The sequence below is a fragment of the Chitinophaga jiangningensis genome (assembly GCF_900142605.1).
In the GTDB taxonomy this organism is placed as follows: domain Bacteria; phylum Bacteroidota; class Bacteroidia; order Chitinophagales; family Chitinophagaceae; genus Chitinophaga; species Chitinophaga jiangningensis.
The window spans coordinates 287,421-312,875 of sequence record NZ_FRBL01000003.1 but is presented as its reverse complement, the minus strand read 5'-3'; the positions used below and the strand labels follow the sequence as shown (position 1 = coordinate 312,875).

The window sequence follows — 25,455 nt, the reverse complement described above, 5'->3', positions numbered from 1 at the left end:
TTTAAAAAATAGCTTGAGAGTTGAGTTTGGTTGAGACTGTCAGACAATCACATCTGTCTCCTGCAGGCGCTGGATGCGGCTTACAGGCTAATTTTCATAAATGGAATTCAATTAATTTCTATCTGGTTTTCACATCCGGGGAGTACGCGTTACTGCCTGTCTGTTAGGGAAGCCCATAGGGATACCCTTTTAAAATAGCTGGATAATTCATTCTGAATAGCTGCATCTGCATTTCATCTAATCGTGGAAACCTGGTGGGGTCAGGACAAACGTGGATGTGGAATTATTTTGAATCTCTTCTTTCTTTCAGGCGTTGCTGCCAGGCGGCTGTTTCTTTTTTCAGGTCGTAGCCAGCGGTGGACAGATAATTATTAATCCTGCCTTTGTATTTGCCGAATACTTTATGCTTATCATCGGAGCTGCCTTCATCCATAGCCAGTTCGCGTGCTTCTATGAGCCAGTTGTAGATCTGTGCTTTTTGTGCAGTGGTCAGCTGTGGCAGCATGTCCTGGTAGGCGCTGTAGGTGACAGGTAATACGCGGTAAGTCAAACCGTCTTTTACCTGCTCCACCTGTTCTTTATTCAGGTCCTTACTGAGGCTGGTCACAAAGTGTTGATGGAGTTCGCGCAGGGCGGTATTCTTTTTATCTTCCTCCTGTTTGATCGCAGCGGCTTTATCGCTTTTGGATGAATCAACTTTGATGGCAGCTACGGCTGCTTTATACTGTTCATGCACGGCGTTGAGGTCCATGTATTGATGAACGATTGTGTTCATGACGGCATGGTAGCGGGAGCTGTCGGTGATGCCTAAAGTTTTTACAATCTTGCCGGTTCTTTCGGTCAGCACTTTCTCATAATCCGGATTTACCTGTGCTGCGCTGCGGAGCGAAAACGATAACAGCGAACATCCGAAAACGACTGTCACTATTTTGTTGGAAAAAGATGGCAAATATTTGCCGGCAGCGGATAGCCGACGCAAGGCAGCTTCAATGGGAGCACCATTCATAACACGGAATATCTTTTTCATGTTGCATCAGTTTTTCAGTCAGTCAAAAAAAACAGTGTGGATACTGTCTTTTTTTCACCGGTTTAAAGATACCGGCAACTACCACCTTAACCAATGTAAGGTTTCACTATAAAGATGGAACATTTTACTATTTGCAGTATAAAATATCTCCGGGAACGATTGCGTAAATTTTTTATTTCTCCGCGCGGATGGAAATTATTGCGGGGCGGATACCGGTACTGGATGCCTTTAGGCGGATCGTTCCTGTTTTGCCGGTACCCTGGATGATAGCCAGGGCCATCCCCTTCCAGCACTGCCGGGATGGACTTTTCAGGGAAATTGTATCGGCCTGGTAGCCGTTATCCGTACCGGCAATGATGCCGGGGCCTTCAATGGAAAATTGTATCTGGTTGGCTGCATCCGGAACGGGGTGGCCTTTGTCGTCCGTTATCCGGAGGGTTACGTATGACAGATCCCTGCCATCTGCTTTAATCGTTTGATGATCTGCCTGCAGTGTGATAGCAGCCGGTGCACCAGCCGTTGATATTTCCTTTACCAATACCTGCTGCCCATTTTTGCGGGACACAGCTTTGAGTGTGCCTGCGGTAAAAGGCACACGCCATAGGAGGTGCAGGTCATCCGGGCCTTTGTGTTTTACACCCAGGGATGTACCATTCAGGAATAATTCTACTTCATCGGCATTGTTGTAGTACACCCATACATCCACCAGCTGCCCTGGCTGCCAGTTCCAGTGTGGAAACAGGTGCAGCACCGGTTTGCTGGTCCATTCCGACTGGTACATGTAGTACACATCTTTCGGAAAGCCCGCCAGGTCGATGATACCGTAGTAAGAGCTCCGCGCCGGCCACGGGTAAGGAATTGGTTCTCCCAGAAAATCAAATCCACTCCATACGAACAGGCCGGAAAGGTAGTCGTGCTTCCGGATAATTTTCCAGGTAGTTTCATGTGTACTTCCCCAATAAGCCGATACCTGGTCGTAGGCGGATACGGTGTAATCCGGGTTACCATTTTCTACAATCTTTTGGGGCGACTTCGCCGGCCAGAAATACGCACTGTCTGAAGGCAGGCCATAGTGGCCTCTTGTGGCAAAGGCCGACATATTTTCACTTCCCAAAAATATTTCGCCGGGGTAATATTTTCTAAAATCCTCATACACTTCATGATGATAGTTGAGGCCAATCACATCAAGGGCGTGGGATTGATAAATAAAATTTTTGGCAGGATTCCATTCGCTCAGGGCGCAGGTAACCGGGCGGGTGGAATCCTTTGCTTTTACAATCGCCACCAGTTCTTTGGCCAGTGTAATACCGGTACTATCAAACTGCTCCCGGATTTCGTTGCCAATGCTCCACATGAAAACGGAGGGGTGGTTGCGGTCGCGCAGGACCATATCTTCCAGGTCCTCCTTATGCCAGGCATCGAAATCCGAATAGTAGTCGAACTTATTCTTTTTCTTTTTCCACATATCGAATGCTTCTACCATTACAAGAAAGCCCATTTTATCACAGAGGTCCAGCAACTCAGGTGCAGGCGGATTGTGGGCGGTGCGGATGGCGTTACAGCCCATGGCTTTTAGGATTTCCAGCTGCCGTTCCATGGCGCGCATATTCACTGCTGCACCGAGTGCGCCCAGGTCGTGGTGCATGCAAACACCTTTAATTTTCAGCGGCTGCTCATTGAGGAAAAATCCTTTTTCGCTGTTAAACCTACAGGATCGTATGCCCGTGACCGTTACTACGCTGTCCAGTATCTGCAGGCCTTTCATCAGTAGGGACACCACCTGATAACAATGCGGATCGTCTACTGACCAGGCTTTCACGTTAGGTATAAGCATCATCGTGGCCTGTGTGGCCTGTCCTTTATCAGGGAGGGTTATATTTCGGGAGATGGTATCGGCCACCAGTTTCCCGGCGGCATCGTAGATTTTAGTTTGCAGCTGGCAAGTTACTGCAGCTCCGGTATGGTTATGCAGACCGGCCCTTACCTGTATCACGCCTGTTGGCATAGTGGTGGTAGCAGCATTTTTATAATCGGCAGTTACAAATATCCCATTCCTGTCAAACGCAGCTTTATTACTCAGTACCAGTCGCACATTGCGATAGATCCCGGAACCGCTGTACCACCGGGAATTGGGTTGCCTGCTATTGTCCACTCTCACGGCGATCACATTCTTCTCCCCAAACCTGATATAGGGAGATAATTCATATGCAAAAGAAATATAGCCATTGGGGCGCCTGCCCAGGTAATGGCCGTTTATCCATACTTCGCTGTCGCGGTAAATTCCATCAAACTCAATACGTACTTCTTTATCTGCATTACTCGCAGGCAGCAGAAAGGTTTTGCGGTACCAGCCAATACCGGCTGGCAGCGCGCCACCCTGGGTGGTAGCTGGTACGGTAGCGGAAAAATTATGTTCAATGCTCCAGTCGTGCGGCAGGGTAAGCTGCCGCCATTTCGTATCGTTATATTTTGGCTGGCTGGCCAGACTATCATCTCCCAATAAAAATTTCCAGTTGCTATTAAAATCTGTTTGTGCCAACAGTGGCTGAAAAGCGAGCAAACACAGCAATATCAGGCTATTGATTCGGGAGATGATTTTCATAATTATTCAGTTACAGTAAAAAAATATTTTCCGGCACTAACGGCAATGGCTGTACGGTTGTTTTTGATACTCACTGTTGACAGGGCTGCACCATTTTGCGTAATGCGAGCGCCAGCGGTGGCAGGCATACAAATGGTAGCCACGGCATTTTCGGGGATTACTACTTTTAGCTCAAAAATGTTGTTCTCCTTCTTCCATTCTACCAGTATATTACCGGCAGCACTGCCATAGCTGCATTTCACCCATTTAATATCCCCTACCGGCGAAGGTTTAATCACGATGTCCCGGAAGCCCATGGAACTTTCAGATTGGCCTATCCCGGCGAGTCCGGCATAAAACCATTCCATCAGGTGGCCCAGCATAAAATGATTATTGGAAACAAATTCATAGGCCTGCCAGCTTTCGGTGAGTGCTGTAGCGCCATGCCTGATCTGGTAGCCATAGCCGGGTACATCATCGCGGGAGTTCATGTCAAATATCACCTCGTTGCTGTCGCCCTGCTGCAGCGCCTGCAACACATACCTGTAGCCTATATCACCTGCGGTGAGCGCGTTATTGCGTGTATGTATGTCCGTTACTAAGGCATGCAACACCGCCTTGCGACTGGCCTGCGGCACCAGGTTCATGTATAAGGCCATGGCATTGGCAGTTTGACTGGCAGAATCGTATTGCTGGTGCTGGGCGTCGAAATATGATTTGTTAAAAGCAGATTTTACTTTTGCAGCCAGTTTACCGTACTTCGCCGCATCGGATTTTTTACCCAGCACACGTGCTACCCTGGCCATGATGGTAAGGTCGTAATAATAAGTAGCCGTTGCCGTTATACCCATTTTTGTCATCTGGGAAATGCCGGGTCTTTGCGGGCCGATGTCGAACCAGTCACCCAGGCCATGCGATACAATATTACCTGTACTGCGACTATCCAGATAGGCCACATACCGTTTCATCATACCATACGAATCGGTAAGCGTAGTTAAATCACCGTACCAGCGGTAATTATTCCAGGGTACTATGATGGCGGCACTGCCCCATTCCGGCGACTCATCAAAAGGGGGAGTAAAGTGTGTAAACTCCGGTACGATCTCCGGAATCTTGCCATCCGGGTATTGCGCCTGCTTCATATCGAAAATCGCTTTGCGATAATGCGGAAGGATGTTGTAATTGTACGACACAGAAGGCCCCATCAGGTACGTCTGTTCCAGCCAGCCTAGTTTTTCGCGGTGCGGGCAGTCGGTAAACACGCTGACGGTGTTGCTGGTGATGGCATGATCTATCAGCCGGAAGATGTTATTAAACAAATCGCTGGAGCAGCTAAAACTGCCGATACGTGCACCGGCGGCGCTGATAGCGTCATTAAAAATTTTCACTACTTCGGGCTTACTGATGCGCGTGTGTGCCGGAATCCGTACCACCTGGATATAACGTTGACCATAGTACGTAAATCGTGGCTGCCAGCTTTCCGGTGCCGCTGCGGTACTGCCTTTCAATACATAGGTGAGGATGTAGGGAGCGCCTGTGGCTTTTTGGTTTACCGTACCGTCCTTATTTACCAGCTCTCCTGGAAAAAGTCGGATGGTATCGCCGGCATTGCCCCAGACCTGTATTGCCGGTACTGCTGCGGTGTTCTGGCCGAAATCGTACACGGTGGTATCATGCAGTTGCCAGCTTGTAGCAACTTCATAGCGATGCGTTTTACGCACCGGCGGATTGATTTGCGCGATCAAAGGTACCGGGGTAGTGAGTAATGCGGACTTCCAGGCTGCAGCCTTAAATCCGGGCTTGTTCCAGCCTTCCTGCTCCCGTTGCGCGTCGTAATCCTCCCCGCCGTAGATGCTGGAGAAGTAGATCGGTGACGGAGCGGTTTGCCAGGATTCGTCTGACACGATATCTTCCGTGGTACCATCGGCATACTGCAATTGCAGGCGCAGGATCATTTTTGGGTAGCCGTAAGCGCCTGTCATTTTCCGATAGCGCTCACCGGGTATATAATAAAATCCATTGCCCAGCATCACACCGATGGCGTTAGAGCCTGGCTTTATTCGGTTCGTAACATCATAGGTTACATATTGAGCCGCGCGGCGATAGTCCGTCCATCCTGGCTCCAGGAAATTGTCGCCCGTTTTGGCCCCATTGATACTCAATTCATATTGCCCTAACCCGGAAATAAAGGCCGTAGCAGCTTTCAGCGACTTAGTCACCTTAAACTCCTTTCGGAACAACGGCAACACATCCTTCCGCGGCCCCCAGGATTTTTTACCATTTAAGTGCACATGTGGTACAATTATGCCTGAATCGGGGATGTTTTGATACGCGATCCATTTTGCGTTTTTCCAGTCGGTACTATCCAGGTTGCGGACCTGTGCAAACGCAGTACCCGTCAGTATTATTAGAAGTAAGCAACAACACCATTGCTTCATAAGTAGCGGATTTATTGTTTTTCCAGGTTGGCACCAAACCGGTAGGTACCATTTTTCACGGTGGCAGTTTCTACTACCTTTCCTTTGTATCTCAGCGCCAGCGGTTGTCCTGCTTTTGATTTTATGGTGAGAGAAGTAAGTACGCCGTTCTTCCATCCCATGTCTATTTCAAAGCCTCCCCTGGCGCAAAGGCCTTTGATATCGCCGTCCGGAATTTCGGAAGGCAGGGCCGGCAGTATATCGATATAGCGGGTGTGGCTCTGGAGCAGCATTTCAGCCATACCGGCGGCACCGCCAAAATTACCATCGATCTGGAATGGCGGGTGCGCATCAAAAAGGTTAGGATAGCTTCCTGCACCTTTACTGGCGGGGGTGAGCAGCATGCCGATCATTTTGTAGGTATGATCCGCATCTTTAAATCGCGCCCAGAAATTAATTTTCCAGGCCAGGCTCCATCCGGTAGCGGCATCGCCGCGGTAAAGCAGGGATTGTTTGGCGGCGTTTACCAGGTCAGGTGTTTCGTCCAGGTTGATTTCATTGCCCGGATACAGGCCCCAGAGGTGCGATACATGGCGGTGTTTATCTCCGGGATCATCCACATCCTGCATCCACTCTTGTAGTTGCCCATGTTTACCAATCTGATTGGGAGCTATTTGCGGGAGCTTTTGGGCCAGAATGGCGCGAAAATCAGCATCTACCTGTAATATTTCACTGGCGGCGATTACGTTTTTAAATAATGATCTGATGATCTGATGGTCCATAGTAGGTCCCATCACCAGGCCGCCATGCTCCGGTGAGTTGGACGGTCCACTGATCAGTTTACCCGTCACCGGATCTTTTACCAGGTAAGCATTAAAAAATTCAGCTGCTTCCTTCATGGCAGGGTAACCATAGGTGCGGAGGAAATCTTTATCCTGTGTAAACAGGTAATGCTCCCAAAGGTGCTGGCAGAGCCAAGCACCGCCGGTAACCCAGATGCCGTGGTTGGCAGCATTGATTGGTGCAGTACCGCGCCACAGGTCTGTATTGTGATGTAGCACCCAGCCAGGTGCTTTATAATAGGCCTGAGCAGTCTGGTGGCCGGTTACCCGGAGCTCGTCCATCATTTTAAACAGCGGCTCATGCATCGGTGAAAGGTTCAGCAATTCCGCCGGCCAGTAGTTCATTTCCAGGTTAATGTTGGTGGTGTATTTACTGCCCCATGGCGGCGACATCAAATCATTCCAGATCCCTTGCAGGTTAGCGGGCCGCGTACCCGGGCGGGAAGAAGAGATCAACAGGTAGCGTGCATATTGCATATACAAAGCTACGAACGGCGCATCAGCCGATTGCGTAAAGCGGATAATCCGTTCGTCCGTAGGCAGCGCGTCATTGGCGGATTTACCAAAGTTGACCGAAAAAGAATTAAAGTATTGCTGGTACTCTTTCATATGCGCCGCTTTTATCTGCTCATAGGTCTTCCCTCCTGTTGCCTTCAACACTTGCTGACAGGCTATCTCCGGTTTACCACTCACGTCTTTAAAGTTCACGTAACTGCTGGCTGCGGCCAGTAGTATATCAGCAGCATCGGCCTGCTGAATTTCAATTCTATCTTCCAGGACGTTTACTTTACCGCCACTTGCATTTACTTTCAGGGCACCACTTCCGGCAAGCACGCCCTCACGTACTTTGAAGTCGATCGTAATAACAGATTTGTCTGCATCCGTTTGCAGGGTGGCCTTGTGCGGGCTCGTGAGCCGGATAACCGTACTGATGCTGCCTTTTTTACTGGCTCCCAGGTGAATAGCCAGTACCTGGTCCGGCTGACTAACGAGGTATTCGCGGGTATAATCCGTACCATCAACGGTATAGGATACCGCTGCTACAGCGTTTTTCAGGTCCAGCTCTCTTTTATAATTTTTAACTTTTCCGTTGTGATTAAATTCCAGGAACACATCGCCGAAGGGCAGGTAATTAGCCTGGTACTTCCCTACTCCCGGTGGCTCATCGTTTTGTATGAAATACTTCCAGGGTCCGTTAAGGGAAATTGTGGGTGAATTTTGTTCGGGGAGATATAAACCAATATGCCGGGTAGTATCCTTGTAACCGGTAATTCCTCCTTTGTCAGTGAAATTCAGCACTAATACTGCAACGGTGTTTTTTCCCACATGCAGCAAACCCGCCGGCACCTTGTATTTGCGGCCTTCGTTGTTTTGTTGGGAGCCTACCAGTTTTCCATTTAGGTAGGTATAATCGTAATCACGGATGCGGTTCAGGTCGAGCGTCATTTCTTTGCCGGCATAGTTGCTGCTGACTTCAAAAGTTTTACGTAACCATACCGCACCATCCAGTCCATCAAAGCCTACGGCTTCCCAGCCATCGTACGACGGCAGCGGCATCGTTTTCCAGGCGCTATCGTTATAGTGTTCCATGGCCGTGGCAAAGCTGGTACGCATCTGTACGATCCAGTTGGATTTCTCAACGTCATTGCTTTTTAACCCCATGAATTCTTTTTCTGCCAGGGCTTCGGCGGATTGTTGATCGCCGTTAAAGAGCAGCTGGCGGAGTGTATCCAGGTATTTATAAGCCCCTGCGCGGTTGTAGTTCCTCGGGCCGCCTGTCCAAAGCGTTTCTTCGTTGAACTGAATATGCTCCTTTTCCACGCCGCCAAATACCATGGCGCCAATACGGCCATTGCCGATGGGCAGCGCTTCGGTCCATTTCACTGCGGGTTGTTTATACCATAGCTTTAACTCCTGCGCATATACGAAACTGTTATGGAATACCAGTACCGCAACTATTAATAATTTAATTCTCATCTCGGGATATAAATTAGCGTTCGAATAACCAATCAATATTTTTCGATTTTTCATCTCCACCCAGCATGGCATCATACACAGGAATGGGCTGTGTGGCCTTTACAAAGCCCAGCACCAGACAGGCTCCTTTTGGCAGCCGGAGTGTATGCGTACCCGGAGTAAACTGGTAGGTGTGCACATTTACCGGTGGCATATTGTCTATCACCAGCGCGTTGGTGATCCGCGCCTCTGCCTGCCCATAGTCGTCCGCAGCAGCATTGGTTTCCAGCTCGGGAGGCCTGGCATAGGTGGTGTCTGTCACAAATGCGCCACGTTGTGTTTTATAGAATCCTACCAGCACTTTCACGGGTGCAGTACTGGAAAACCGAATGGCAGTAGGTGTGTGCTGCTGCTGATGGTATGCTAACTGCACCCCGCTGATACCTGCTAATTCAGGTGCCAGTTGTTTTATACGCAAAGTGGTATCGCTGAATAATAAGGCGCCGGGTTGCAGCGTTATAACCGGCTGGCCTATATTCACCTTTTCCTGTACCAGTGGCTTACGTACAGCTGCGCTTTTCTGACGGATATTTTTTAATGAATCGATTTTATAGGCAAAGGTGGCCAGTTCCTTTTCGAAAACCGGCACCATTTCTTTCCAGTGTATAAATGTAGCATCCACACCGCGCATAGGGATTTTACGTTGTGCCGTTTGCATACTGTTGGCATACAGGTAGGTGCCTTCGGTGAGCCTGGCCAGCTCTTTATAAGCCGCCACGCTGCGTTCCAGGTCAGGGATAGCGGCTTCCAGGTCTTTCGTATCACCGGAATATTTATAGCGCAGGAGCTGAATAGCAGCATTTACTTTATAGCTAAAATGATACGCCATGGCCCGGTAGCATTTTATGTCATTGAGCAAACGCTCAAACTCTTCCCTGTTTTGTGTTACGTACGGGGCTACCTTTTCAAGTGCTGCCACCGCTGCATCTCCGTGGGCTATTACTTCGCGGCTTACTGCCATCGGGGTTTCGCCGATGTGTGGCAGGCCTTTCATTTCTTTGTCCACATAATCAATGATCATCTCTCCTTCCGGACTTTCACTCTCATACAACAGTGTAAACAGGCCATAGCGAAAAGGGTTGATCAGTTGTGTCATGAGCATGCCGAGCGTGAGGGTTTGCCGGTTGCCATCGGTAATACCGAAGCGGCGCAGCAGCTTGGGTGCTATTTCACCTGACTGATCATAGGCCGCAACAATATTGGCGCCATCGGCAGCGCTGCAACCGTATTTGGCCGCCAGCTGGTTATTCCAATATTGGGCTTCCTCGGCTTTCGGCCGGTCCGCATTCCAGGCATACCGTGCCCAGGCGCGGTACCAGATCCAGTCCCGTTCAATTTGCAGGAGGCGCTTGCCTTTTACACTATCGGCGCTGTAAGGCCAGTCCCAATAAGAAGCCTGTGGGTACAAGTGTAGTCCATTTCCTCCCATCACTTCATGCATTCCTTTAACGGACTGATAAATGAAATCAGGAGAGCCATAGCGGAAAGGTTCCAGGTTGGCCAGGATATGTACATTTTCTATCTGTACACTACCCAGCTTACTGAGTGTTTGGTGGAGCGCAGCCCAGGAACCGCGGGGGCGCGGCGTTGTAAGGGCTTCGCCATTAAATTTAGCTTCTGTATAGAGATTTTTGTACAGTGGCAGGGCAGCCTGCATAACCTCCGGGGCGTTGGTATCGTGAGCCCGGAGCACAATGGGCGGTTCTGCTGTTTTGCCCAATGCAGCCAGTCCATCTTTTACACCGGGGATAATCGTTTTGGTAAACCATTCAATATCGTCGTTACCTACGCCTTCCATGGCTTCCCCAAGGCATACCATGAGGCCTACGTTAGGATATTTTTCCACGAAAGCGGCGATGGACTTACGAGTGTAATCCGCTATCAGCGGTATAATGGGGCGTTCCCTTTCCTGTGTTTTCAGGTGGTGTTTTTCTGCAAATGGTTTGGATACAATAATGTTATAGAACATCTGGATCACCCAGATGCCGCGTTTATCCGCTTCCGTGGTGAGGAAGCTGTACATTTCTTCGTTTTTCCGGAAAGTGGCTTCATCCACTTCTACTGCATACGGGTACGCTTTCAGTTTCACCAGTGAGGCAAACGGGTGGCCGTTCCAAAGAAAAAGCGCGTTCATGCGGTTGGCGGCCAGGGAGTCGAGGTACTGCACCCACAGCTGTTTATCATACAGCCATGGAAATGTTTCCGGCGTGTATGGGTATTCGTATACTGCTCTTCCGGGGAGATAATAAGGTTTCTGCACACCGATGCACGCGCCCCGCAACACCATTTGCGGCTGATCGGTTTTTCCGATGGATGCCGGCAAATGCCCCAATTGACCAATACTGTCGGCCAGTTCAAGGCAACCATATAACAGGCCGGATTCGTCAGTTCCGGTAATGAGTAATTTATTTTCCTTTCCGGCAATCACAAATCCTTCTTTTCCCGGCATGTCAAACCGGTGTGTAAGGCGTTGTAACTGTTGCTGCACAGCCGCGGCATCCCAGTTGCCGACAACAATTACATCTCCCGAAATATTTTTACCGATAACCACCTCATAGCCTGCCTTTTTTAAAGCGGCGGACAACTGATCCATGCCCCACTGCACCCGCGGAGCCGCTTTTCCGGAAATATAATTAATTGATATCTTTTTTTGCTCCCTAACAAAATGCAGGCCTTTGCTGCTTACCTCCTTATGCTGCTTTGCGAGAAAAAAATCCGCGCCACCCGCCTGCGCAAGCAGGCTCACAAACAGGCCTACCATCAAAAATATACTTTTTACCATGCTAGTCATTCATATCGTGTTGGAGAAATTCCGGAGAGGCACCCCTCCCTGTTTACTGGCGATGTACGCTGCTTCTACACAGGCCATAGTATAGATACAATCCTCTACGGAGTTATCCGGCAGGCCACCCTGCCCTGCCGCCAGCATTACCTGCGCCATACTGCCAATGAAAGCATGCGGAAACCAGCTGCCACCAACAGGTAACGTTTTCCACTCCGTATGTCCGTTCTCGTTAGTAACCGTATATTGAAACGTATCAGCTACGCCATGCGGGTAATTGATCAATGCCCCAAAATCGATTTTAATCGCGCCTTTATCGCCTTCCAGTTTGATATAGGAATGCTGCTGCGCTGTACCAAAATTGTGGCAGTGATGCGTGATGATATTTGCCCGCACAAAATCTCCGTAGTCCATAATAATATTACTCCTTACCGACGCCAGTTGGGCCATAGCCGGATGTTTCACGGTTTTAGCAAATACTGCAACAGGATTCCCGAGAAGATGACGCACGAGGTCCACATAGTGAATACTGTGGTAAAGGATTTCCACCCGCTCTGCCGTAAATAGAAAATCCCATAGATGCCATGGCGTGTACACGTTAACGTTAATCTCTATATCATTTAGTGTTCCTATACTGCCTTGGTTGATCAGTTCTTTAGCCGCCAATATATACGGGGCATAACGCAGTTGAAAATTTACTGCCGCCAGCATTTTTTTTGTGCGGGTGATGGACAAAATTTGTTCTGCCTCTTCCAAATCCTCCCCCATCGGCTTTTGCAGCAACATGCGCGCACCGGGCGGCAACTGCTGCAAAACGGCTATCAGAGCGGATCCCGGAACAGCTACATCATAGATGACGTTCGGAGGTGCAGTCTGTATCATCTGCTCCAGCGAAGTAAAAACCTGCGGAATCTGAAAGCTAGCTGCTGTAGCGGCGGCTTTTTCCGGGGAAAGATCGAAGATGCCTTGCACATCGAAGCCCGCCAGCTGGTAGGCTGGCAGGTGGGCCGAATTAACTATTCCGCCCGCACCAATGATGAAGACAGGGTGTGTATGTAAAGGTAAAGCCGGTTTCATAACGTGTATAAGCTGTGGCAACGGCGGACCTAAGCGTCCACATAGTTGCCGTAGGTCAATAATAGGATGGCCGCCACTAGTACAAACAGTGCCATCCAAAGTATACGCAGTGTTTTGCCGGAACAGTTCTTCCATTCTTTCATCGCCAATCCCGCCACAGCACTAAGCAGTACCAGCATGATCATATGAATGGCCCAGCTGGAAAATTTAAACTGCCCCATACGCACATGCCCCAGTCCATAAAAGAAAAATTGTCCGTACCAGAGTAGGCCGGTCAACGCCGCCATAGCATAGTTGAGGGTAAGATTGCTACTTCCCGCTACTGCATACTCTCTAAAAGTTCTCTCCTTTGCATGCAGGTATAAGCAGTACACCAGCGTAGTTACAAAAGCGCCGGTATTGGAAAACAAGTAAATCACATTTCCCTGGAAATGGCCGGCACCGTGCCTTGCAGCTACGTCTGCCACCGGTTGCCCCTGGTCCAGTGAAAAACCATACAGGGCAGACAGCACTCCTGCCAGCAGGCATAAAGGCAATCCTTTCGCTAATGAAAATACAGAAGAGCCAGCCGTTGCCGCCATATCTTTTTCCTTGTTACGCCCTGCGAGTCCGCACAGCACAATGCCTACTGCTCCCATAGCCACCCCACCAATCAGGTAAGGCGCACCGCTGGCGGCAAATATTTCCGGCAATGCTCCCCGCACCAGCGGTGGCAGCAGGGTTCCCAATACACAGGAAATACCCACAGAGATAGCGTAGGTCAGTGAAAAACCAACATAGCGAATAGCAATACCAAAGGCAGTACCACCCACGCCGTAGGCCATGCCCAGTACAAAAGAGCGCTGCATCGCATATCCGGGCGCTTCCTGTAGTACCTGCGTAAGCTGCGGAATGGTCATCCAGGCCACCAGTACAGGCAGCACCAGCCAGCATACGGCCGCCTGCAGCAACCAATAGGTATGCCACGACCAGCCACTCACTTTCTTTTGAGGCGTATAACACAATGCCGCGCCGGAGGCGCCCATTGCATGGTAGAAAATACCATTGATCACTTCCATGGCACTGAATTAATCGGTTGATAAATTGTAAAAACGACAGGCATTGTCGTGTAATATTTTCTCCTGATCGGCGGCAGTGCAGAGTTTCGCCAATATACTCCGTATAGTTTGCCAGGTGCCGGCATAATCATCGGATAACATGGATACCGGCCAGTCGCCCCCACAGCAGCAGCGCTCCGCGCCGAACTGCGTAAGAACGTATTCCACATACGGCAGTATATGCTCCGCGGTGCGACCTTCAAAATTCCCGGAGGCAGTGCCCAGCCCGGATATTTTCGCGTAAAAGTTTGGATGTCCCGCCGCTTCGCGCATAAGGTAGTGCCACCTGCCCGACTGCTCCCCGCTACTGATAGGCGGTTGGTTAAGATGGTCAAAAACCATCCTGAGGGTGGGTACCCGGGAAGCTACTTCCAATGCTGTTTCCAGGTGTGCAGGCAGTACACCTACGAGGTCGTACGGAATATCATGCTGCGCAAGCAACTGTAAACTATCTATCACCGCAGGTTGCAACAGCCATCGTGGATCGGGTTCGTCGTGGATCTGGTGGCGGATGCCTTTGAAATAAGGTTCGCTGAGAAATTGTGTTTCCAGCAATGCTGCCGTGCGACGTGTATCCGTTAGCGGTAGCCAGACTACTACCCCATGTACCCATGGCGTGTTGCGGGCAGTTTCCAGCATCAGCTCCGTATCTTCCATACAGCCGCTGGCTTGTACCAGCACGCCATGCGTAACACCGGAGGCGGCCCTTGCGGGTTCGAGCTCTTCAATGCTCCAGGTGCGATTCAGGATAGAACGATCCCCTTCCAGCCAGGGATAGGCTGCCCGGCGGAGGTTCCATACGTGTAAATGGGTATCGACAATTTTCATCGATTCAGGTTTTCTTGGCGTCCACGTGGATGGACGAGGTTAATCCGAGAGCCCAAACAGCCTGTCTATTCCGTCATTATCCTCCCCCAGCAGCGGGGCTCCTTTGGCGGAAGATAATAATTTCCCGTCTACTCTAATAGGGCATCTTGTTGTTTTTACCGATAAGCCGTTGCTCGTTTTCACGGTGATCTCCATATTCAGGACGCGGTACGCCTCCTCATTTACCAGCTGATCATAGTCCATTACCGGGGCACACCAGATATCCGCTTTCTCCAAAATGGACAACCAATGCGCGGCCGTGTTACCAGCCAGGTGATCGGCTAATATCTGCTTGATATCATCTCTTTTATTAAACCAGCTGGCTGGTTCTGTAAATTGTTTCAGCGGTGCACATCCCAGCAAATCAGCCAGTACCAGGATGTTGCCCATGGCCAGCGCCATGTAGCCACTGCTGGTTTTGTAAATCCCGTAGGGTGCTGAAATATAGGCGTGCCCGTTATTGACCGCACTACGTACCGGCAGCTGCCGGCCGTCGTTATAATAACAAGTCAGTACTTCAAACTGAAAATCCAGCGAACTTTCAAACATACTCACCTGCACCAGCGCCCCTTTGCCGCTGATACTATTCTTCAGCAGGGCTGCCAGCACGCCTTGTGTGAGATGTGTGCCCGCCAGAATATCGGCTACGGCTACGCCCATCGGCGTTGGATTTTCGTCCAGATTATTGCTGAGCCAGGTAAGTCCGGATGCGGCCTGCAGCAGCAAATCCTGTCCGGGTAAGTCTTTCCACGGCCCTTCCTGTCCAAAACCGTTCAGCTCTGCATACACAATGCCCGGGTTGATGGCCTTCACACTTTCATAGTCCAGTCCTATGCGTTCCATCACACCAGGTCTGAAATTATGCATCATCACGTCTGCCCGGGCCAGGAGTTTCTTTATTTTAACCAGGTCGGCGGGATCTTTTAAATCTGCCACATAGCTTTTCTTGTTGCGGTTGATGGCGTGGAAGATGGTAGATTCACCTTCTATCTGCACATCGGATACATACAGTTGCCTGCAAATATCTCCGGTGCCGGGTTTCTCTATTTTGATGACCTGCGCGCCCAGGTCTGCCAGTCGCAGCGCGGCACTGGGTCCGGATAAAAATTGGCTAAAATCAATTACCAGTATATCGTCTAAAAGCATGCGGTTCTTTATTTACTATCACTTCATTCATTTCCCGGATCAGTTTTTCGGTATGCTCTCCCACCTTTGGCGCCGGCCGGTCGGAGAACAGCCGTCTGCCATTGATGCGGATCGGGCAGCGGGTAGTAATGATCTGTTTTCCCTCCGCCTTCAATGTTTGCTCCATTTGAAGGGCGCGGTAGGAATCGTGGGCCATCATTTTTTCCCAGTCGAAAACCTCCATCGCCCAGAGGCCGCGCTGCTGCAGGCGTTGCAACCAGTGCTGTGCCGGCTGGGTAAGCAGATGTGCCGCCAGCAGGGCTTTGATATGGTCCCGCTGTGCAAAGGCATGGTCGTTTGTAAAGCCATACAAGGCGGTACATTCAATGGTTTCAGCGAGTACACCAATATCCATCATGGCGAGGGCGATGTACCCATCGGCGGTTTTGTATACGCCGTAAGGTGCACCCAGCAAGGTATGTCCGCTGTTAGTGTGACTCCGTTTGGGTTGCTGCCGGCTGTTGTAATAGGTGGTCAGCAGTTCGAACTGAAAATCCAGGAGCGATTCCATGAGGCTGATTTCAACCAGTGCGCCCACTCCTTTTTTGTTGCGGCGAATAAGCGCGGCGATAATCCCCTGCACCAGCTGTGAGCCGCAAAGGATGTCGGCGATGGCAATACCGAATGGCACGGGGCCATTGGTGAAATTGCCGGTGGTAAAAGCCAGTCCGGTGATGGATTGCAGCAGCAGGTCCTGACCGGGCTTTTCCCTCCATGGGCCATCTTTACCATACCCGGTGATTTCCGCGTAGATCAGGCGGGGATTTATGTCGGCCGCCGCGGCATAATCCAGTCCTATCTTTTTCATCACGCCAGGGCGAAAATTATGAATGAGTACATCTGCCCGGGTGATCAGTTGTTTGACGAGTGCAATGTCGTCCGGATTTTTAAGATCTGCTGCAAAGCTTTCTTTATTCCTGTTGATGGTATGAAACAGCAGTGAACTCTCGTCTACCCATAGATTTTTAATGGATAATTTTCTTCCGGCCTCCCCATGGATGGGCCGTTCTATTTTAATGACCCTTGCGCCGAGGTCGGCCAGGCGTAAGCCTGCGGAGGGTCCTGATAAATACTGGCTGAATTCCAGCACGGTTATTCCTTCTAATGGCAAGTCCATCATACGGTAGCATGCGTTTGGTGAGTGATAAGGCTGGCGCGGTAAATCCGGTTCATTTCTTCCAGGGTGGTTACCGGGTTTGCATTTTCCAGCAGACAATTTTGCAATGGCAGGCCTGCATGATCCTGGAAGTGCAGGTAGCCGTTATAACGTGGACGTATATACCCGTTGTCCATCAACGGAAGTACCTGTTGAAAGTAATTATTCGTCAGCTGATTAGCGGTGGCATCCGTCCAGGCGGCACGGTGGCCGGGCTGGCCGCCGTGCTGCACATACAGGGTACGCTGGATAAGCTCCGATGTCACCCACGCTGCGAAATCGGTGGCAACGTCCTGGTGTTTGGAAAACGCAGAAACGGCGATGCCTGTACCGCCAACGGTTGTACGAAAAGTCTTGCCGTTGAAGCTTACCACCGGCGCATAATGCAGCAGGTTATCCGCAAAGCCCGGCCGGGAGTAATTGGAATAACCATATGCAAAAGGACAATACCAGTAGTCGTCCGTACGGCTCATCAACTCTGCTACGGCGATAGGATTGCACTGGAACATTTTTTTATCCACCAGGCTATACAACTGTTTCATGCTTTCGATGGCGCGCATGCCGGTTTCCCGGTCGACCACTTCTTCCTGCTTACGAAACGGCGTAGTGCCGTTGGCGATGCAGAAAGTATAGAAGTTCATCAGCAGGTCGATAGGAATGGCCGGCACGGCTACCTTCCCTTTTACTGCCAGCAGCAGTAAGTCGTTCCAGGTAGCGGGCAGCGGCTGGTGGTGTTTTTCCAGCAGGTCTTTGCGGTAGCTGGCGGCAGGCGTGGCCGCATCAATGGCCAGTGCCCACTGTTGCCCGTTGTATTCATAGCTGGCGTGTGAGCCACCGGTGGAATGGGTGGCCTGGTTGCTCAGGTATGCTGCCGGCAGGTATTGATTGAGCGGCAATACACAGCGGGTGGCTGCGGCGCAGCCTACCCACGGATGGTCAATAATCAGGAGATCATAGTGATGTGTTAGTTTTTCAATGGGGGCATCGGCAAACTCCTGCAGCGTTCTTTTCTTCCAGTGAATTTCCACGTCGGGGTGTAGTTCCTGGTAACGCTGGGCAGCTGCCAGCAATGGAGTCAGGCCGCGGCTATGATCCCATGTGATTCCCTGCAATACAATTCGGGCCATAATTAACTATCTTTTTTGTGTACCAGTAACAGGTGCTCGCAAAGCATTACCAGCCGGCCATGCTGGTTCAATACTTCTACCAGCTCCGTTACCAGTCCCATACCGGGTTTTTTGTGATCTCTTTTTTCTTTGATGGTCACGTTCACGTGGATGGTATCACCTATAAAAACAGGTGCAATAAATCTCAGCCGGTCGTACCCGTAGGTCATCGATACTTCATTTACCAGTTCCGCGGTTAATCCAATGGCCACGGTAAATATGAGTGTGCCGTGGGCGATGCGTTGTTTAAAGGGTTGCGTTTTGCACCATTCTTCATCCATATGGTGCGGGAAAAAGTCGCCCGACTGACCGGCATGCAACACAATATCTGTTTCCGTAATCGTGCGGCCTTTCGTTTTCCGTTTTTCGTCCGGTTCAAATTCTTCGTAGTATTTCTTTACAAACATGACATCCAATCGCTGGTTAATTATTAAGCACTTCAAATTAGTTTAAGGGGTGTTGGGGGCCAATGACAGGTTTTACTGTAATGATGGAGGATTTTACTGGGAGATGTCAGCGCCTTGGCGGCAGGGGCAGCGTATCAACTCCGGTAATTACTTACCGGGTAAGCATTTAGCGGTATTTCGGCTATGTTCCTGTGGGTGCCCCTATAGGTGCAAATTTTCCATATTGCTTGAATTTTGTAACTTTATGCTATGAACAAAACAGAGTCACTCGAAGATTTTTACGAACAGAAATTTCATTCGGTACCGGCTGCCCTTCAAAAGGACATCGGGCATTTCAATGTATTCCGAATGGAGGATTGTATTTCGGAAGATGGTAGTATAAAGGTGGCTTATAGTCGCCGTGACTACTACAAGGTTAGCCTGATACGGGGACATCACCTGTACCACTACGCTGATAAAACGCTGGAGATAAACGGTCCTGTGCTTATTTTCTTTAACCCGCTGGTACCTTATTCCTGGGAGTCGCTGGACAATAGCACCAGTGGCTATTTCTGCATCTTCAAGGAAGCCTTTTTCTCTGGTGTGGGCAGGGCCAAAGCCCATGAGCTGCCGATGATGATTCCTGGCAATGTACCTTCTTACCCGTTGAATAAAAAGCAGGAGAAAGAGGTGGCGCAGCTGTTTGTACAAATGCTGGATGAAATCAGCGGAGAGTATATCTATAAGTACGACCTGTTAAGAAATTATTTGTCGGAGCTGGTGCACTATGCCCTGAAAATGCAGCCGGCGGAAACCCTCTATAAACATACAGATGCCAACGCCCGCATTACGGCGGTATTCATCGAACTGCTGGAAAGACAGTTTCCTATTGAGTCGCCCGGACAGCGGTTTTCCCTGAGGTCAGCCAGCGATTTTGCTGATCAGCTGTCCGTCCACGTAAACCATTTGAACCGGGCTATCCGGGAAACCACCGGCAAAACCACCACGGCGCATATTTCGGAGCGACTCACCGCCGAAGCGAAAGCCCTGCTGAAGCATACCAGCTGGAATGTGGCTGAGATCAGCTATGCCCTTGGATTTGAGGAGCCGGCGCATTTCAATAACTTTTTCCGTAAACAAACAAGCACCACCCCAGGCGCCTACCGCCTTGTTTGATTTTTGCAATAATCGGTTTGAAAGCCGCAATTGCTGAGGTGGATAGTGCCCCTACCTTTGCTTTACCAAAAAAGAAAACAATATGAAAAGCAAAGTATGGTTTGTTACCGGAGCATCAAAAGGTTTAGGCCGCTCCATTGTATCAGCATTATTGGCCCAGGGCCACAAGGTGGCTGCCACCTCCAGGCAGATCAGCGGTTTAGCCGCACTCAGTCATGAAAACCTGTTACCATTGCAGGTGGACCTTGGCGATGAAAAAAGCGTAGCGGCAGCGGTGCAGGCCACCACGGAGAATTTCGGCCGCATTGATGTGTTGATTAACAATGCCGGCTACGGCCAGGCGGGCGCGCTCGAAGAATTATCTGATGCAGAAGCAAGAGCCAATTTCGACGTAAACGTATTTGGCTTGCTGAATACCACCCGTGCGGTAATGCCGGTGATGCGTGCACAAAAATCCGGACATATATTCAATATCTCCTCAGTAGCTGGCGTTACCGGCAGCTTTCCAGGCTTCGGTATTTATTGCGCCACCAAGTTTGCAGTGGTGGGCTTAACCGAAGCGCTGGCCGAAGAAGGCGCTGAATTCGGCATCAAAGCCACCGTGGTGATGCCCGGCTATTTCAGAACAGATTTCCTGACATCAGGTTCCTTAGGTACACCTGCCAATCCTATTGCAGACTATACTGCTGTAAGAGCGGTGCAACAAATGCACGAGCAGGAAATCAACCATAACCAGCCTGGTGATCCTGACAAAGCGGCGACGGCCATTATTGCGATGGCTGCGGAGGCTACGCCTGCGTTGCACCTGTATCTTGGTGCGGATGCTTATCAGCTCGCGAAGGATAAGCTGCAAGGGTTGCTGGAGGAAGTGGAACAATGGAAAGAAGTAACGGTGAGTACGGAGTTGGAAACAGTTTAGATTTTTATGTGTGTAGATAGATGAAAGTCTGCTACTGAATGAACTGAGATTGGTGATTTATTTAGCGTAGATCAGGGAGTAGATTGGCGCGAATAGACGCCTGCCAGGCGTCTCTACTACGCGAATTTATAGGGTTAGTCAACTGGAATATTTTTTACGACGATTTACGATTTTATACAAGGTCAGGTACACTACAGACCTGTGTAGAGACGCCTCGCAGGCGTCTATCAAAACACAATCTTCGCTAAACAAAATATAACATTAACACCTATACGAAAAACACAACGAATACTACATCAAATCTACGGGGAGCTGTAACCATTACGGCTCCCCGTTTTTAATTATATCCCCGTTTCCTGAAACTTCGCCGGCACTGCATACTTCCCATCTCTCGCACTAACAACAATCCTTTCCAGCGGTGTATTTTGGGCCATACAGCTACCCGGCACAATCACCAGGTCAAAGGCTTCACCGGAGCTTCCAGGTTCCATATACCATTTTACGCTGTTGCAGCTGCTACGGCCAGTTGGGCCTTCATAAGCGTCGTATGTAACAATATGAAATGCTTTGCTGAGTTTATCATTTGAAAAAGTCAGCACATCATCCCAGGAGGCGCTGGTGCCCATATGGGTGATGCCGCCGTTGATAATGATACCGGTAGCATCCGGGCCAAATGCCAGGAGTTTATCGAAGTAGCCGGAGTTGCCGTACATCCCTCCCCCGCCGGCTTCCAGCATTTTATCTGCCAGTTGCCAATGGTCGTTCACTTTTTTAAATACCCATACGTCCACCCAGCCGGATACAGGTGCGCTGCCTTTGCTACCCTGGTTTTTATACACAGCCATGCAATAGGTATTATTTTGCTGGCGGAAGTATAGAATGGTATCGAGGGTGCGGTCAATCTTTTCGTTCGTACCTTCTGCAATAGCAACTTCCCCGGGAAGTTTATCGTAGGTAGTTTTAGTCTGCGTTTCAATGGCTGCTTCGTGGAATTCGGGTTGCTTAGGAAGAACGGTTACACGCATCTCATTGATGTTGCTAATTGCATCGCGGATGATATCGCGGAACTGGTCCATGGAGCTTACTTTATCCAGTGTATCCAGGAACAGCTTTACCACAGCCCCGCTGTGGGTACCGCTATGCAAGTCGGCGTAAGCAGTGTATTCCGCTTTATTTTCCGGGAGCAGTGTTGAGAGGTCGGAATGGTTATCGAAAGCAGGGGTATTATCCTGCCCAAACAAATAATCGGTGAGATAATAAGTATACTGCTCCCGCGCGTTGGCCGTGAAAATACTCTTAGGATGATCCTGTAAAAACTTCTCCCAGTTGCGAACACGGAGCCCGATGTCGTGGAATGGGATCATCAGGCCAGCATCTGCGGAGTACAGCACCGTATCTTCATCGGCCCGGAGTTGCAGGTATTGCTGATAATCCCGAGGCAGGGTATGCCCGAATAATTTAGTATAAAAGTCGGGCACGATTCTTAACTCCGTATAGCCCTCACCGATATACCAGGGTTCTATCCCGGCGGTGGCGAGCAGTTTAATCCGGGCTTCCACATCCGGCGGTGGCAGGTATTTGCTCGCAGTTTCTGAATAGTAGTTGATATAGGTATCCAGCCATTTTGATTCATTTTGGGAGATGCCGGTCACGGCTGTGTCCATGTATTGCGCAAGGGAACGGTACAGCTCCGCTGCGGCTGCCGGACTCAACGTAGCTAATTGTTGGCTGACAGCTGCGCATTTCCGGATAATTTCAGCTACATATTGTTCGGTAGGTAAATCAGGCACGGTGATGGTCTGAGCAGCGGAATCCGCTTTGGCAGCCGAATGGGCAAGATTTTTGGTACTGGTTTTCTTTGCATCACCACATGCGTACAACAACATCACAGGCAGGGTTAAAACTGGTATCCATTTGGTAAGGTGAAGGAACATACGTTTCATGAGTACTAATCACAATGTGAACTAAGGTATATATGAAAGTGTAAGATAAGGAAAGACCGTAACATCGGATAATAACAGCATTTACATCTTCCTAAAAAAAATTAATATGCGCAGCTACAGAAAAGAGGAAATACCGGTGGCGGATAGCCGTAAATACCTGGAGCCTACTCCGGTTGTGCTGGTGAGCTCCCGCTATAAAAGCGAAACGAACATTATGAGCATGGGCTGGTACACGATCATGGAATTTGTGCCTTCCCTGGTAGGCTGTATGATCACCGGTGCTAATCATAGCTATGAGCTGATCAGGAAAAGTAAGGAATGTGTGATCAATATTCCTACAGCCAATATGCTGGAAACCATTGTGGGTATTGGTAATACCACCGGCGGCAAGCTTGATAAGTTTCGTAAATTCGGTCTCACGCCGGAAGCCGGCAAAACCGTTTCCGCTCCGATTGTCCGTGAATGTTACGCCCATTTTGAATGCCACCTGTATGATGCACAAATGCTGGACACTTATAACTTTTTTATTTTCGAAATCAGGCGTGCTTTGGTTTCGGTATATCCCAAATACCCGAAAACAGTGCACTACAGGGGCGATGGGGAATTTATGATTGCCGGGAAAAACACGTCAATCCCGGAAAAGTGGAGGCCGCAGGGGAAGTAATATCCGGTATGCAATAAAAAATAAACTAATTTCGCGCGCTTAATACTTTGGAAATTAACATGAACAAACGAGCCATCAGAGCCACTTTCGACACCCACACCATTACCGTATACCAGGCGTTTAATAAACAGATTGCTGAAACGGCAGTCGCTAACCAGACGTTTATTGCGCCTCCCTTTAAGATGGAAAGGATGACATGGATCAAGCCATCCTTCCTTTGGATGATGTACAGGTCCGGATGGGCTACGAAAGAAAACCAGGAACATGTGCTGCAAATAAAAATAAAACGGGAAGGCTTTGAATGGGCAATGGCGCATTCCTGCCTGGCACATTACGACCACAAAATTCACGGACCACAGCAGGACTGGAAACATCAGATGAACCGATCTCCTGTTCGCATTCAATGGGACCCGGAAAAGGATATTTATTTGCAGGAGCTGGACTATCGTTCTATTCAGATGGGACTCTCCGGGATAGCGGTGGAAAAATATGTGAACGAATGGATTGTGGAAATAAAAGATATCTCCGCTGAGTGCCATGAAATTCATCAGCTTATCAAAGCGGACAAAATAGATCAGGCAGCGGAATTATTGCCACAAGAGCAATTGTATCCGCTGCCTGAAAATCTCGCGTCAGTAATTCACGCGTCTTAACTACTTTGTATTTGCGGGCACTATCGCCTTTTCGCCATTAATCGTAACATTATCCAGCACTACGCCAGTGGCATGATCCACTTTCATGGGTACCTTCACCCCGCGAATGCTGGAGTTTACGATACGCAGGTTTTTTACCGGCGAAACTTCGTAGGCATTTACAAATACCCCGAATTGACCGCCATCTTCCACATCCAGGTTTTCGACCCAGATGTTGCGGATGGTGGGCATAAAGTTGCCAGGCTTTTCATAGAACATGGTAGCATGGATAGCGGCTTCTTTATACTGGCCTACCCTGATATCTTTCATGAAAATATTTTCGATGATACCCCCGCGGGAAGAATTGGTTTTAATACGCAGGACCCTGTCCAGCTCCGGACTGTTCATTTTACAGTTGATGGCAAAAATATTCCTGGCGCCGCCGGCAATTTCACTGCCGATCACTACGCCACCATGGCCATCTTTCATATCACATCCTTCGATGATGTGGTTTTCAGCCGGGCGGCCAATCCTGCGGCCATCCTCATCGCGGCCTGATTTAATAGCGATGCAGTCGTCACCGGTATCAAAGTAACAATCCTTAATCAGTACATTTTTGCAGGACTCCGGATCACAACCATCTGTATTAGGTCCATGGGCTTTCACTTTCACGCCATTCACGATTACGTTTTCACAGAGCACCGGGTTAATAAACCACATAGGTGAGTTGATCAACTGTACGCCGGAGATCTCCACGTTTTTACAGTTATATGGTTGGAACATGTTGGGTCGCAGGTAATATCCTTCCCCAAATATCCGTTTGCGCGGGTCAGTGTTGGCATGCATGAGGGTGTGGAGGGAGTCGCGTGCAGGCTGCTGCCGTGGCTTATCCTTATCCCAGCCGTACACCGGCTTACCGCACCAGCTCCACCAGTTGTCGTTATCCGCGTTCCCATCGAGGGTACCACTACCCGTTACGGCTATATTTTTTTCACCGTAGGCGTAAATCTGGGCGGAATAGTTCATGCATTCCATTCCTTCCCAGCGGGTAAATACGATGGGGTAATCTTTGGAGTTGCGGCTAAAGGCGATGACTGCATTATTTTCCAGGTGCAGGTTTACATTACTTTTCAGGTAGATGGGCCCAGTGAGAAACCTGCCGGCAGGCACTACTACCCTGCCACCGCCATTTGCGGAGCAGGCGGCAATGGCCTGCTGGAAAGCGGCGGAGTTCATGGTGGCACCATCTCCTTTTGCACCGTAGGCAGTTATGTTATAATCTTTTTGCTTAAATACAGGTGCTTTGATTTGTTTGCGTACCTGTTCCATTTCCTTAAGCGGCTCCGCTGTGGAGGTCCATACCTTTGCTTGCTGTGAATATGCGGATTCCATAAAAAGGAAAAACGCAAAAAAAGCGCCAATAGTTCGTAACGTGTTGCTTGCTGTCGTCATACAAAATACATTTAGTTCATAACGTGCCGGTCTCCCCCGGTTCCGGGGTATCTTTTTCCGGAATCAAGAT

General features: G+C 49.6%; 18 protein-coding genes. 4 read left to right on the top strand and 14 right to left on the bottom strand.

Annotation, left to right across the window (positions count from 1 at the left end; translation table 11 throughout):
- Positions 1–283: 283 nt before the first annotated feature.
- From BUB18_RS08705 to BUB18_RS08650, 12 genes are all read right to left on the bottom strand, one after another.
- Positions 284–1,027 (bottom strand): DUF3826 domain-containing protein, encoded by a 744-nt coding sequence (locus tag BUB18_RS08705; RefSeq protein ID WP_083549620.1) that lies wholly within the window; start codon positions 1,025–1,027, stop codon positions 284–286.
- A gap of 172 nt (positions 1,028–1,199) precedes the next feature.
- Positions 1,200–3,629, bottom strand: coding sequence for a glycoside hydrolase family 2 TIM barrel-domain containing protein (locus tag BUB18_RS08700; RefSeq protein WP_073079959.1), 2,430 nt, complete (start codon positions 3,627–3,629; stop codon positions 1,200–1,202).
- 2 nt (positions 3,630–3,631) lie between these two features.
- Positions 3,632–6,046: a family 78 glycoside hydrolase catalytic domain gene (locus BUB18_RS08695; RefSeq protein WP_073079957.1), complete on the bottom strand. Its 2,415-nt coding sequence runs from the start codon at positions 6,044–6,046 to the stop codon at positions 3,632–3,634.
- A gap of 11 nt (positions 6,047–6,057) precedes the next feature.
- A complete protein-coding gene (locus BUB18_RS08690; protein WP_073079955.1) occupies positions 6,058–8,844 on the bottom strand; it encodes a glycoside hydrolase family 95 protein in 2,787 nt (928 codons plus the stop codon).
- Between the two features lie 13 nt (positions 8,845–8,857).
- Entirely contained in the window at positions 8,858–11,674 is a 2,817-nt protein-coding gene (locus BUB18_RS08685; protein WP_143159876.1) for an alpha-d-galacturonidase, read from the bottom strand.
- Positions 11,675–12,742, bottom strand: a complete 1,068-nt coding sequence (locus tag BUB18_RS08680; RefSeq protein ID WP_073079953.1) for a Gfo/Idh/MocA family protein — start codon at positions 12,740–12,742, stop codon at positions 11,675–11,677.
- 29 nt (positions 12,743–12,771) lie between these two features.
- Complete coding sequence (locus tag BUB18_RS08675) at positions 12,772–13,800, bottom strand: L-rhamnose/proton symporter RhaT (protein WP_073079951.1); 1,029 nt, start codon at positions 13,798–13,800, stop codon at positions 12,772–12,774.
- A gap of 9 nt (positions 13,801–13,809) precedes the next feature.
- A complete protein-coding gene (locus BUB18_RS08670) occupies positions 13,810–14,667 on the bottom strand; it encodes an amidohydrolase family protein (protein WP_073079949.1) in 858 nt (285 codons plus the stop codon).
- A 39-nt stretch (positions 14,668–14,706) separates the two neighbouring features.
- Positions 14,707–15,852 (bottom strand): CaiB/BaiF CoA transferase family protein, encoded by a 1,146-nt coding sequence (locus tag BUB18_RS08665; protein ID WP_073079947.1) that lies wholly within the window; start codon positions 15,850–15,852, stop codon positions 14,707–14,709.
- Positions 15,824–17,011 carry a CaiB/BaiF CoA transferase family protein gene (locus tag BUB18_RS08660; RefSeq protein WP_073079945.1) on the bottom strand — a complete coding sequence of 396 codons (1,188 nt, stop codon included), beginning with the start codon at positions 17,009–17,011 and terminating at the stop codon, positions 15,824–15,826. Before BUB18_RS08660 ends, BUB18_RS08665 begins: the two co-directional genes overlap by 29 nt.
- Positions 17,008–18,174: an extracellular solute-binding protein gene (locus BUB18_RS08655; RefSeq protein ID WP_073079944.1), complete on the bottom strand. Its 1,167-nt coding sequence runs from the start codon at positions 18,172–18,174 to the stop codon at positions 17,008–17,010. The genes BUB18_RS08660 and BUB18_RS08655 overlap by 4 nt, the downstream gene beginning before the upstream one ends.
- 2 nt (positions 18,175–18,176) lie before the next feature.
- The gene (locus BUB18_RS08650; RefSeq protein WP_073079942.1) at positions 18,177–18,620 is read right to left on the bottom strand and encodes a MaoC family dehydratase; all 444 of its coding nucleotides are present in this window, start codon (positions 18,618–18,620) and stop codon (positions 18,177–18,179) included.
- Positions 18,621–18,869: 249 nt separating this feature from the next.
- On the opposite strand from BUB18_RS08650, the gene BUB18_RS08645 reads away from it, so the two are divergent.
- Complete coding sequence (locus tag BUB18_RS08645) at positions 18,870–19,775, top strand: helix-turn-helix domain-containing protein (RefSeq protein WP_073079940.1); 906 nt, start codon at positions 18,870–18,872, stop codon at positions 19,773–19,775.
- An 82-nt stretch (positions 19,776–19,857) separates the two neighbouring features.
- Positions 19,858–20,694 (top strand): oxidoreductase, encoded by an 837-nt coding sequence (locus BUB18_RS08640; RefSeq protein WP_073079938.1) that lies wholly within the window; start codon positions 19,858–19,860, stop codon positions 20,692–20,694.
- A 341-nt stretch (positions 20,695–21,035) separates the two neighbouring features.
- Here the strand turns inward: BUB18_RS08640 and BUB18_RS08635 are convergent, their stop codons facing one another.
- Positions 21,036–22,637 carry a hypothetical protein gene (locus tag BUB18_RS08635; protein WP_143159875.1) on the bottom strand — a complete coding sequence of 534 codons (1,602 nt, stop codon included), beginning with the start codon at positions 22,635–22,637 and terminating at the stop codon, positions 21,036–21,038.
- 106 nt (positions 22,638–22,743) lie between these two features.
- Here BUB18_RS08635 and BUB18_RS08630 point away from each other — a divergent pair, with 106 nt between their 5' ends.
- Together BUB18_RS08630 and BUB18_RS08625 are read left to right on the top strand one after the other, a co-directional pair.
- Positions 22,744–23,301 carry a flavin reductase family protein gene (locus BUB18_RS08630; protein ID WP_073079934.1) on the top strand — a complete coding sequence of 186 codons (558 nt, stop codon included), beginning with the start codon at positions 22,744–22,746 and terminating at the stop codon, positions 23,299–23,301.
- Between the two features lie 59 nt (positions 23,302–23,360).
- Positions 23,361–23,954 (top strand): DUF4291 domain-containing protein, encoded by a 594-nt coding sequence (locus BUB18_RS08625; protein ID WP_083549618.1) that lies wholly within the window; start codon positions 23,361–23,363, stop codon positions 23,952–23,954.
- On the opposite strand, the gene BUB18_RS08620 is transcribed toward BUB18_RS08625, so the two are convergent.
- On the bottom strand, positions 23,955–25,385 hold the full coding sequence (locus BUB18_RS08620; RefSeq protein WP_073079933.1) for a glycoside hydrolase family 28 protein: 1,431 nt from the start codon (positions 25,383–25,385) through the stop codon (positions 23,955–23,957).
- Positions 25,386–25,455 lie beyond the last annotated feature (70 nt).